12 protein-coding genes and 1 pseudogene are annotated in these 10685 nt (G+C 68.5%); all 13 read left to right on the forward strand.

The annotated features are described in order from the left end of the window. The first annotated feature begins 251 nt into the window (after positions 1–251). The 13 genes and pseudogenes from VGV13_22015 to VGV13_22075 all read left to right on the forward strand — a co-directional run bounded on the left by VGV13_22015 (position 252) and on the right by VGV13_22075 (position 10655). Positions 252–1400, forward strand: a complete 1149-nt coding sequence (locus VGV13_22015) for an ATP-binding protein (GenBank protein HEV8643753.1) — start codon at positions 252–254, stop codon at positions 1398–1400. Between the two features lie 5 nt (positions 1401–1405). Then, on the forward strand, positions 1406–2800 hold the full coding sequence (locus VGV13_22020) for a sigma-54 dependent transcriptional regulator (GenBank protein ID HEV8643754.1): 1395 nt from the start codon (positions 1406–1408) through the stop codon (positions 2798–2800). A 256-nt stretch (positions 2801–3056) separates the two neighbouring features. Further along, positions 3057–3995: pseudogene (gene nirK / locus VGV13_22025) on the forward strand (copper-containing nitrite reductase). Between the two features lie 89 nt (positions 3996–4084). After that, positions 4085–4576 (forward strand): universal stress protein, encoded by a 492-nt coding sequence (locus tag VGV13_22030; GenBank protein HEV8643755.1) that lies wholly within the window; start codon positions 4085–4087, stop codon positions 4574–4576. Then, a complete protein-coding gene (locus VGV13_22035) occupies positions 4569–5033 on the forward strand; it encodes a universal stress protein (GenBank protein HEV8643756.1) in 465 nt (154 codons plus the stop codon). Before VGV13_22030 ends, VGV13_22035 begins: the two co-directional genes overlap by 8 nt. After that, on the forward strand, positions 5030–5476 hold the full coding sequence (locus VGV13_22040) for a universal stress protein (GenBank protein HEV8643757.1): 447 nt from the start codon (positions 5030–5032) through the stop codon (positions 5474–5476). Before VGV13_22035 ends, VGV13_22040 begins: the two co-directional genes overlap by 4 nt. Positions 5477–5634: 158 nt before the next feature. Beyond that, positions 5635–5871 (forward strand): hypothetical protein, encoded by a 237-nt coding sequence (locus tag VGV13_22045; protein ID HEV8643758.1) that lies wholly within the window; start codon positions 5635–5637, stop codon positions 5869–5871. Between the two features lie 11 nt (positions 5872–5882). Beyond that, complete coding sequence (locus tag VGV13_22050) at positions 5883–6968, forward strand: phosphotransferase (GenBank protein ID HEV8643759.1); 1086 nt, start codon at positions 5883–5885, stop codon at positions 6966–6968. After that, positions 6965–8095 (forward strand): adenylyl-sulfate kinase, encoded by a 1131-nt coding sequence (locus tag VGV13_22055; GenBank protein ID HEV8643760.1) that lies wholly within the window; start codon positions 6965–6967, stop codon positions 8093–8095. The genes VGV13_22050 and VGV13_22055 overlap by 4 nt, the downstream gene beginning before the upstream one ends. Before the next feature lie 11 nt (positions 8096–8106). After that, the gene (locus tag VGV13_22060; GenBank protein HEV8643761.1) at positions 8107–8544 is read left to right on the forward strand and encodes a CBS domain-containing protein; all 438 of its coding nucleotides are present in this window, start codon (positions 8107–8109) and stop codon (positions 8542–8544) included. Next, on the forward strand, positions 8544–8939 hold the full coding sequence (locus VGV13_22065) for a response regulator (GenBank protein HEV8643762.1): 396 nt from the start codon (positions 8544–8546) through the stop codon (positions 8937–8939). The genes VGV13_22060 and VGV13_22065 overlap by 1 nt, the downstream gene beginning before the upstream one ends. Then, positions 8936–10000: a TIGR04053 family radical SAM/SPASM domain-containing protein gene (locus VGV13_22070; protein HEV8643763.1), complete on the forward strand. Its 1065-nt coding sequence runs from the start codon at positions 8936–8938 to the stop codon at positions 9998–10000. The genes VGV13_22065 and VGV13_22070 overlap by 4 nt, the downstream gene beginning before the upstream one ends. 160 nt (positions 10001–10160) lie before the next feature. Further along, complete coding sequence (locus VGV13_22075; GenBank protein ID HEV8643764.1) at positions 10161–10655, forward strand: universal stress protein; 495 nt, start codon at positions 10161–10163, stop codon at positions 10653–10655. Positions 10656–10685: the final 30 nt, after the last annotated feature.

The raw sequence follows: 10685 nt of genomic DNA on the forward strand, positions 1-10685 counted from the left end.
GGAAGTCGGCGACCTGATGGCCCAATGGGAGGCCCTGCAGGAGCATGCCACCGCGTCCGAATCGTAAGTAGGACCCTTTCTCTCTGACGAAAGTGGTCGTACAATTACAATTCCGTAATTCCCCTGTTATCAGATCAGACCGGAATCTTTCTGGAATCAGTTACTTGGTGCACGGATACCCCCTTGAGGGCCGGGCACGCGCTTTGCCCTTTCCGGAGTGGGTTGAGGTCTGCTCCATGGAGCACGGTGTGATGACCAAATCGCGTCCTCGGGTGCCTCGCCGGCCAGCGCCGGCTCTGGGCGTTGTCCGCCCCGAGGCGGCCGATATGAGCACCGATGCGTTCTTCCGCCACATCGTGTCGGGGATGCGCAATGGTGTGCTGGCCATCACCCGCGACTGCCGAGTCGCGCTGATCAACCACGAGGCGTACCGAATCTTCGGCATCCCCGAGCCGCCCGACCCCGTGGGGCAGCTCGTCTCGACGCTGCTCAAGGACCATCCCGACGTCGTGCGCGTGCTGGTGGGCGCCTTCGATCTGCACCACCTGCCCAACCGCGTCGAGATGCGGCTGAAGCCCTCGGACAAGGTGATCGGCTACACGCTCGCGTTCGTGCGCGACGACGATGGGAAGGTGATTGGCGCGTCGATGTTCTTCAAGGACCTGACGCGCGTCGAGCAACTGGAAGAACGCGAGCGTCTTCGCGATCGGCTGGCCGCCGTCGGCGAGATGGCGGCGGTGATCGCGCACGAAGTGAAGAACCCGCTCGCGGGCATCGAGGTGATGGCCGGGTTGCTGCGGCGCAAGATGCCCGACGCGCCCGATGCGCAGGTGGTCCTCAGCGACATCATCAACGAAGCCAAGATGGCGAATGCGATCGTGCAGGAAGTGCTCGACTTCGTGCGGCCAATCCGGCTGCAGGTCGAACACACCGCCGTCGCCGAGGCCGTTCAAGGCGCCATTCAGCACGCCGATACCAAGGCCAGGCGCGGAACGATCGCCGTCAACGTGACGCTGGCCGACGCCCTTCCGCAGATCAAGGCCGATCAGCATCAGCTCACGCAGGTGTTCACCAATCTCCTGATGAACGCCTACGAGGCCATGGGCGGCAAGGGCCACGTGACGATCTCCGCCGAACGCGTGCGGCTCGAAGACGGCAGCGACGGACGCGATGCGGTGCTCGTGCAGTTCACCGATGATGGCCCCGGGATTCCACAGGATGTCGCGGAGAAGGTGTTCGACCCGTTCTTCACGACCAAGGCGCAGGGCTCCGGCCTTGGCCTGGCGATCGTGAGAAAGATCGTCGACGCCCACGATGGACGGATCGACATGCGGACCTCACCGGGTCAGGGCACGACGATTCGAGTGACGCTGCCGGTGACCGGCGGGAACGAGGAATAGAAGTTATGGGACGTATTCTGATCGCCGACGACCACGATTCCCTGCGCCGCGGGCTTGCGCAATCGGTGGCCGAAGCCGGCCACGATGTCGAAGAGGCGCCCAACGGCAACGCCGCGATCGAGAAGCTGCACGAAGGCTTCTTCGACGTCGTCGTCAGCGACCTGAAGATGGGCGGCAGCACCGGGCTCGAGGTCCTGAAGACCGCCAAGACGCTGCATCCCTCGTCGGCCATCATCTTGATGACCGCCTTCGGATCCGTGTCAACGGCGGTTGAAGCGATGAAGTCGGGCGCGTTCGACTACGTGCAGAAGCCGTTCGAGCTCGAGGAGATGGAAGTCAAGATCGAGAAGGCGCTCGAGATGCGCCGGATGCAGAACCAGATCGACTACCTCCGCCACGCCCAAGGCGACATCTACGACTTCGACCGCATCATCGGATCGAGTGGCGCGCTCGAGAAAGTGCTCGCGGTCGTTCGCAAGGTCGCGAAGAGCAACACCACGGTCCTCGTCCGCGGCGAGACCGGGACGGGCAAGGAGCTCATCGCCGGTGCGGTGCACCACAACTCGCATCGCGCGGCGCGCAACTTCGTCAAGGTGAACTGCGCGGCCCTGCAGGAGAACCTGCTCGAATCGGAGCTGTTCGGTCACGAGAAGGGCGCGTTCACCGGCGCCGTCAAGAGCAAACCCGGGCTGATGGAGATGGCCCAGCGGGGCACGCTCTTCCTCGACGAGATCGCCGAGCTGTCGCTGGCGCTCCAGTCCAAACTGCTGCGGGCGATCCAGGAGCGCCAGATCCGGCGCGTGGGCAGCACGGCGCAGATCGACGTGGACGTGCGCGTCGTCTCCGCCACCAACCGCAAACTGCGCGAGGCGGTGGTCAAGGGCGAGTTCCGGGAGGAGCTCTACTACCGCGTCAACGTGATCGCGATCGAGCTTCCGCCGCTGCGGGAGCGGGCGGGCGACCTCGAGCTGCTGGCCCACGCCTTCCTCAAACGATACGGCCAGGGGCGGGTGACCGAATTTGCCGACGACGCGCTGGCGGCCCTCGAGGCCTATCCGTGGCCGGGCAACGTGCGTGAGCTGCAGAACATCGTCGAGCGCGCCTGCGCGCTGGCCGAGGGGCCCACCGTGCGGCGCCAGGACCTCCCCGACTACCTGCTCCACGCCGAGCCACTCCGGGTCGGCGGGGCGGCACCGCCCCTCGGGCAGACCGCGCAGCTCGGCTCGGTCACCGGACTGCCGCTGCAGGAGGCGCGAGAGAGCTGGATGAGGACGCTCGAGAGCGCGTATCTCCGTGACCTGCTCGAGCGCCACGGTGGCAACATCTCGGCCGCCGCGAAAGCCGCCGGCATCGACCGCAAGACCTTCCACCGCCTGGTCACCAAGTACCAGATCCGCTGACCGACCGCTCGACTCCCCAGGCCTGAATTCGCGGGGTGCCAGCGTCCCGGCGGGGCGCCGGCGCCTCACCTTGCCCCGCACGATTCCGCTCTAACCCGGCGTTTTCATTTGCCCTCCGACTTGGCAGGCCCGTTGCTCTTTCATTCGCCCAGATGCACGAACCTCGTTGCCGGAGGAGAACGACATGAGGCGCGGATACGTGGCGGTGGTAGTGCTGGCGGCCTCCGCCCTGATCACGGCCGGTGTTGCGGCGCAGATGAAGCAGTGGTCCCAAGGCTCCATCGACGACCTGGCCGAGCCGGGGCCCCAGTCCGAAACCAAGGCGCTGCTGGTAGCGCCTCCACTCGTGCCCCCACCCGTCGATCGGCCGGGGACGGCGAAGGTCGTCGTCGAGCTGGAGACGACGGAGCAGAAAGGCGCGCTCGCCAGCGGTGTGGAGTACACCTTCTGGACGTTCGGCGGGAGCGTGCCCGGACCGTTCGTGCGGGTGCGCGTGGGCGACACCGTTCAGATCCGTCTGAAGAACGCCAAGGCCAGCCTCAACGCGCACTCCATCGATCTGCACGCCGTGAACGGTCCCGGGGGCGGCGCGGCGATGACGCAAATCGGGCCCGGTGAGCACGCCACCTTCGAGTGGAAGGCGCTGAACCCGGGGCTCTACGTCTATCACTGCGCCACACCCCACATCCCCGTACACGTCGCCAACGGCATGTACGGTCTCATCCTCGTCGAGCCGGACAAGGGGCTGCCGCGGGTTGATCGCGAGTACTACGTGATGCAGGGGGAGTTCTACACCAAGGGCCGGACGATGGCGACCGGCCACCAGCCGTTCGACGCGGAGAAGGCGCGCAGCGAGCGCCCCGAGTACGTCGTGTTCAACGGCCGCATGGGCTCGCTCCTCGGCGAGGGAGCGCTCAAGGCCAAGACGGGTGAAACCGTGCGGCTCTTCGTCGGCAACGGCGGGCCGAACCTGATCTCGTCGTTCCACGTAATCGGCGAGGTCTTCGACGCCGTCTACCCCGAGGCGGGGATCGGGCGTGAGCCCAACCGCAACGTCCAGACCACGATGATTCCCGCCGGCGGAGCGGCGATCGTCGAGTTCAAGGTGCAGGCGCCGGGGCGCTACCTGCTCGTCGACCACAGCCTCTCGCGCGCGCTCGACAAGGGCGCGCTGGGAAGCCTCGAGGTGACGGGCGCGCCGCGGCCCGACCTCTTCCGGGCGCTCACGCCGGTAGCGCCCGGACGGAGCGGCGGTCACTAGTCAACCCCGACGGGAGGACAGCGATGAAGTTCGAGAAGATCCTGGTTCCGCTCGACGGCTCAGACCTCGCGGAAGCGGCGCTTGAGATTGCCGTCGATCTCTTGGAGGGCCAGCCCACGGCGAAGCTCCTGCTCCTGCGTGCCGCCGAGGCGTCGACGCTGCCAGGAGCCGACCGGATGGAGGAGCAGGTCCGTGTCGTCCGCGAGGCCGAGAGCTACCTGGACGCGGTCGTCGCCCGGCTCCGTGAAGGCGGCGTCAAGCAGGTAAGGACCTCCGTCTGGTACGGGCCGGCGGCGCCGACGATCGTCGAGGCCGCCGAGGTCGAAAAGGTCGACCTCATCGTCATGAGCAGCCATGGCCGCAGCGGCCTCGGCCGCCTGATCTTCGGCTCGGTGGCCGAGTCGGTGCTGCGCGGCACGCGGACGCCCATTCTCGTGGTGCGTGACACCGGCGCGCCGGTCTCGCCACCGCTGGGCGCGGTCGAAGCGCGCACGGGGAGGCCGACTCATGTATAAGCGCGTCGTGATTCCGCTCGACGGCTCCCCGCTGGCCGAGGGAATTCTCCCGTTCATCATGGAGATCGCCGGGCCGCTCGATCTCGAGGTGGTGCTCGTCCGCGTCGTGCAACCGATCCCGCCGGAAGCGCTCGAGGGGTCGCGCCATGTCGTGATCGAGGACGTCGTGGGGCGGCACGCCGAAGCGCGGGCCTATCTCGTGTCCATCGCCGCCGACCTCGCCAACCACGGGGTGCGCGTCCAGGTCATGGTGCGGCGGGGCGACCCCGTCACCGAGATCGTGCACGGCGCCAAGGAGGCGGACGCCGACCTCATCGCCATGACGACCCACGGGCGGAGCGGGCTGGGCCGTCTGCTCTTCGGCTCGGTGGCGGAGGCGGTGCTGCGCCGGGCGGAGATCCCCGTCTTCCTCATGCGACTGACGGAGGATCGAGTGCTTCAGGGAGGGCAACGATGAAGCGAATTCGACGCATCTTACATCCATCCGATTTCTCGTCCGCCTCGCGCGTCGCCTTCACGAAGGCCATCGAGGCGGCCAAGAGCAATCGGGCCAGCCTGCTGCTGGTTCACGTGATGACGACCCCCGTCCCGATCGTGGGCGACGGCTACCTCTCGCCGCGAACCTGGGACGATCTTCAGCGATCGATCCGCACGCACAGTCAGCGGCAGATCGACAAGCTCATCACCCGGGCGAAGAAGGGGGGCGTGCGCGCGAGCAGCGTCTTGCTGGAAGGACCTCCGGCCGAGGGGATCGTCCGCGCCGCGAAGTCCAAGCGCGCGGACTTGATCGTGATGGGCACCCACGGACGCGGCGGCCTCGCCAAGCTCTTCCTGGGCAGCGTCGCCGAGCGGGTCGTCGCCACCGCGCCCTGCCCCGTGCTGACCGTCCGGGGCCGGTGACCTCGAACTCTGCGCCGAACGGCGAGATGAAGGGAGTGAAAGCTATGAAATGGATGGACGTGCCCATAGCGCTCGCAATCTTGCTCACGTTCAGTCTGGTTCCCGCGATGGCTCAGATGGGCAAGCCGCGGGTAGACCCGCAACCCGAGGAGCCGACGATGGCGCGCATGATGACGATGATGAGCGACATGCGCACCGAGATGCACCGGATGCAGACCGAGATGGGCGGCGGGCAAGGTCCCCGCATGCAGGGGATGGGTCCCATGCAGGAGCGCATGGGCAAGATGATGGGGATGATGAACGAGATGCGCGGGATGATGGAGCAGCACCGCGCGCAGATGACGAAGCAGTGCCCGGCGCTCGAGGCGCCCGCACGGCCGAAGCCGGGTGGGTAGTGGACGGCGCGGTGATCGGCCGCGAGGCGCTGGCGAGATATCTCGCCAGCGTCTTCGGTGGCGACGTCGAGATCTTGGCGCTCCGGCCCCTCAAGGCCAAGAATGCCGCGGCTGAGGACCCCAAAGGCTTCGGCTACGGGGTGCCGTTCGAGGTCGAGTGCACCGTCGGTGGGGCGGTCCGCTCGTTCGTGGTCTCCCGCACGCGCCCCGCCCAAGGCTTCGGCCACGACTACCCCGCCGACCGCGCCTGGCAGGCACTCTACGGTCACGCCGCCTACAACAGCTTCCCCCGGCACGCGCGGAGCGTCGATGTCGGCGTGGTGCGCGCATCGGGCGAGCTGGCCTCGGTCGCGGACGCCACCGATTTCTTCCAGCTGGTCGAGAAAGTCGAGGGCACGCTCTACTGGCGGGACCTCGATCGGCTCCTCGAAGCGCCGGTGCGCGAGCTCGACCTCGACCGGGCCTTGGCGCTCGGTCGCTTCCTGGCCCAGGCCCACGGCGTCAAGCGTGACGAGCCGACGCTCTACCAGCGGCGCATCCGCGAGCTGGTCGGCCACGGCGAATGTCTGATGGGTATCCTCGACAGCTACCCTCACCCTTACGCGCCGCTGCGCCCCGAGGTGTGCGAGCAGATCGAGCGGGCCGCCGTGTCCTGGCGGTGGCGCCTGCGGGGCCGCGCGCATCGCCTGTCCCGCACCCACGGCGATTTCCATCCGTGGAACCTGCTCTTCCGCGAAGGCACCGACTTCTCGGTGCTCGATCGGAGCCGCGGCGAATGGGGCGAGCCGGCCGATGACGTCGCCGCGCTCGGCGTGAACTACCTCTTCTACGGCCTCCGGCGCCAGACGGCGGAGCCCTTCCTCTTCCTCTTCTGCACCTTCCTGGAGACCTACCTGCGCGAGTCGGGCGACCGCGAGATCCTGGAGGTGCTGCCGCCATTCCTGGCCTTCCGCGCCCTGGTGATCGCCCATCCGCTCTGGTACCCCGACCTGTCGCCCGCGGCCCGGCTGGCGCTCATCCACTTCGCGCGGCGGATGATGGCGGATCCATCCTTCGACCCTGGCGACCTGCTGGGGCTGTTCAGAGCCTCGCCGTGAGCTGGGCGATCTGGATCACCGGGCTTCCGGGCAGCGGCAAGTCCGTGCTGGCGCGCGCGGTCGTGGAGGCGCTGCGCGCGCGAGGAGAATCGGCGGTCGTGCTGGAGCTCGACGCGATCCGAAAGATCCTGACGCCCGCGCCGACTTACAGCGACGCCGAACGCGACATCGTCTATCGCGCCCTGGCCTATATGGCCAGGCTCCTCACCGAGTCCGGCGTCCCCATCATCGTCGACGCGACCGGACACCGCCGCGCGTGGCGTGACCTGGCGCGTGCCCTGATCCCGGCGTTCGCCGAGGTGCAGCTCACCTGTCCGATCGAGGTGTGTCGCCAGCGCGAGCGAACCCGCGCCGCGGGCAATGCGCCCCGGGGAATCTACGCGGCCGCCGGACAGCCCGGAGCGACGGTGCCCGGGGTGGACGTGCCCTACGAGCCCGCGCTGGACCCCGAGGTCACCGTGGACACCCTGGCCGAGGACGTGACCGCAGCGGTGCCGAGGATCGTTTCCATGGCGCGCGATCTGGCGCGCTCTTCTCCACCCAGGTTGCCCTCCGGCCTGGCCCGGGGATGGGCTGTCTGGATCACCGGGCTGCCCGGCAGCGGCAAGACCACGCTGGCCTCGGCGGTCGCAGAGCAGCTGGCTGCGCGCGGGATACCGGTCAGGCTGCTCGAGCTGACCGAGGTCCGCGAATTCCTCCTGCCGGACGCCGGCGGCGGCCCCAGGGGGGAGGACATCGTCTATCACGCACTGGTGTGCGCCGCCAAGCTGCTCACCGACGCCGGGGTGGCGGTCATCATCGACGCCACTGCGCCACGTCGTGCATGGCGCGAGCTGGCGCGGGCGCTGATCGGTCACTATGCCGAGGTCCAGCTGGTATGCCCGCCCGAGATCTGCGGCGACCGCGAACGGGCCTCGCGTTGGCAACCCGCGGTGTGCCCTCATGCCGGGCGGCGTAAGACGGCCGTCAGGGAGGCGCCGGACATCGTCTTCGGCTACGAGGGCTCCCTCAACCCGGAGCTGACGATCCACACGGGCGTCCGGAGCCTCTGGAGCGCGACCGCGGACATCCTCCGGCTTGCCCACCGCCTGCATCGAACCGCCATGATTTCGACGCCGCTCACCTGAAGGAGGCCACCATGCAAGTTCGAGATCTGATGACCCCTACCCCGATCACCGTGAGCCGGGAGACGTCCGTCTCCGAGGCGCGGGAGCTGATGACCAACGCCCGCATCCGCCACCTCCTGGTCACGGACGACACGCTGTTGGTGGGCATCGTCACCGATCGGGACATCCGTCTGAACCTCCCCTCGCCGGCCACGAGCCTTTCGGTCTGGGAGCTGAACTATCTCCTGAAGCGCCTCACCGTGGGCCAGGTCATGAGGGGGCCGGTCTTCACGATCGCCCATGACCGGGACGTTCGGGAGGCGGCCCGTATCATGCTGGAGCGACGGATCGGAGCGCTGCCGGTCGTCGAGGGGCGGTGCATCATTGGCATCGTCACCGAGACGGATCTCCTCCGTGCGTTCGTGCAGATCGCGGAACCTGACGAGACGACGGTGGGGGCGCGAGGCTGATGCAGTCCCAGCCGCGCCCGTGCATCCTCGCCGTGGACGACGAGGCCGATCTGCTCGCCACCTACGAGCGTCTCCTCGGGCGCCAGGGATATCGCGTCACCACGGCAACGACTCGGAGCATGGCGCTGGACGGGCTGGGCCGCGAGCACCCGGTGCTGGTCGTCGCCGACCTGCGCCTGGCCGACGGCGACGGCCTCGACGTCGTTCGGGCCGCCCGGGCCCTGGGCACGCCTCCGCTGGTGATCGTCGTCACCGGGTTTCCCTCGTCGGAGAGCCGCCAGCAAGCGTTGAACGCCGGGGCGTCCGCTTACTTGTTGAAGCCGTTTAGGGTGGCCACGTTCGCCGGGCTCGTCCAGGACCTGCTGCATCCTCAGTCGCGCGGTCCACGACCGTGAGTGCCCTTGTCTTCGAGCGCGCGCCGCTGCGGGTCTACTGGGAGCTCACCCGGGCCTGCGACCTGGCCTGCCGGCACTGCCGCGCCGAAGCGCAACCCTTCCGCCGGCTCGACGAGCTGCCCACACTGGAATGCGAGCGCGTGCTGCGCGAGCTGGCCTCGACGGGGCATCCCGCTCCCCACGTCATCTTCACGGGAGGGGACCCGCTCAAGCGCCCGGACTTGGTTCATCTCGTGCGGTACGGCACGGACCGGGGTCTGGGCATGTCGGTGGCGCCCAGCGCCACGCCGGGGCTCTCCCGCGATCTCGTGGACCACCTCAAGGCCGCCGGCGTCAGCGCCATGTCGCTCAGCCTCGATGGTCCCACCGCGGCCCACCACGACGGCATCCGCGGGGTGCTGGGTTGCTTCGGTTCGACGCTCGTCGCGGCGCAACGGATCGTCGGCGCCGGCATCCTCCTCCAGATCAACACGCTGGTGGCCGCCGAGACCGAGCCCCACCTCGAGGAGGTCGCGACGCTGGTCGCCGGGCTCGGCGCCGCCCGCTGGAGCCTGTTCTTCCTCGTGAACGTAGGCCGGGGGCAGACGCTCCGGTCGCTCAGCCCCATCGAGTGCGAGCGGACGCTGCGCTGGCTGGTCGCCAACGGGGGCCGCTGGCCCTTCACCGTCACCACCACCGAGGCGCCCCACTACCGGCGCGTCGTGATCCAGCGCATGCGCGCCGAAGGCCGGACCAGCGAGGAGATCCACTCGAGCCCGGCCGCGCGCGGCTTCGGGATCCGCGACGGCAACGGGATCATGTTCATCGCCGCCAACGGCGACGTCACGCCGTCGGGGTTCCTGCCGCTGGTGGCGGGCACCGTCCGCCAGACGAATCCGCTGACGATCTATCGCGACTCCGCGCTGTTCCGCGCCCTCCGCACGCCCGAAGTCTTCCGCGGGCGGTGCGGCGTCTGTCAGTTCCGGCGGGTGTGCGGGGGGTCGCGGGCCCGCGCGTGGGCCAGTGGCGGCGACGTGCTGGGGGAAGACCCGCTCTGCGCCTGGGAGCCACGGGCGGCCTGATCGACCTCGGGGCGCAGATGACCCATAGGGGCCGACGGGCCCCATGGCCGTCCTGCTCGAGCAGCGCTAACGTCGCGTTCTCGCTCACTTTTCAAATGGCAGCCCGGTTGCTTCATTCCTTGCCTGGAGCAGAGATTACCGACGAGGCGAGGAAGCGCTTATGAAGCTCGACAAGGCCCTGGTTCCGCTCGATGGCTCGCGACTGGCCGAAGCGGCGATCCCGATGGCCGTCGATCTCCTGAAAGACCATCCCACAGCGACGCTCGTGCTGGTGCGCGCCGCCGAGGCGTCCCGGCTGCCCGGCGTGGACCCGACGAAAGAGCAGATCCGCGTGGTCCGCGAGGCCGAAACCTATCTGGCGTCCGTCGCGGCCGGGCTCGTCGGAAGCGGCGTCAAGAACGTGCGGACCTCCGTCTGGTACGGGCCCGCCGCGCCCGCGATCGTGGAGGCGGCGCAGTTCGGGGGCGTCGACCTGATCGTGATGAGCACGCACGGGCGTACCGGGATCGGCCGCCTGATCCTCGGCTCCGTGGCCGAATCCGTGCTGCGGAGCACGCGGACGCCGATCCTCCTGGTCCGCAACGACGGCGCGCCGCTCGCGATGTTGTCCGGAGAGACCCCAGCGTGGTCGATGAAGGAGACGGCCCATGTATAAGCGGGCGATCGTTCCGCTCGATGGCTCCCC

This window comes from Candidatus Methylomirabilota bacterium, from assembly GCA_036001065.1.
Classification (GTDB): domain Bacteria; phylum Methylomirabilota; class Methylomirabilia; order Rokubacteriales; family CSP1-6; genus MNEF01.

Bases quoted from the DNA above. Each gene is read 5' to 3' on its own strand.
- VGV13_22015 (HEV8643753.1), top strand. From the start codon at position 252: ATGACCAAATCGCGTCCTCGGGTGCCTCGCCGGCCAGCGCCGGCTCTG.
- VGV13_22020 (HEV8643754.1), top strand. From the start codon at position 1,406: ATGGGACGTATTCTGATCGCCGACGACCACGATTCCCTGCGCCGCGGG.
- VGV13_22030 (HEV8643755.1), top strand. From the start codon at position 4,085: ATGAAGTTCGAGAAGATCCTGGTTCCGCTCGACGGCTCAGACCTCGCG.
- VGV13_22035 (HEV8643756.1), top strand. From the start codon at position 4,569: ATGTATAAGCGCGTCGTGATTCCGCTCGACGGCTCCCCGCTGGCCGAG.
- VGV13_22040 (HEV8643757.1), top strand. From the start codon at position 5,030: ATGAAGCGAATTCGACGCATCTTACATCCATCCGATTTCTCGTCCGCC.
- VGV13_22045 (HEV8643758.1), top strand. From the start codon at position 5,635: ATGGCGCGCATGATGACGATGATGAGCGACATGCGCACCGAGATGCAC.
- VGV13_22060 (HEV8643761.1), top strand. From the start codon at position 8,107: ATGCAAGTTCGAGATCTGATGACCCCTACCCCGATCACCGTGAGCCGG.
- VGV13_22065 (HEV8643762.1), top strand. From the start codon at position 8,544: ATGCAGTCCCAGCCGCGCCCGTGCATCCTCGCCGTGGACGACGAGGCC.
- VGV13_22075 (HEV8643764.1), top strand. From the start codon at position 10,161: ATGAAGCTCGACAAGGCCCTGGTTCCGCTCGATGGCTCGCGACTGGCC.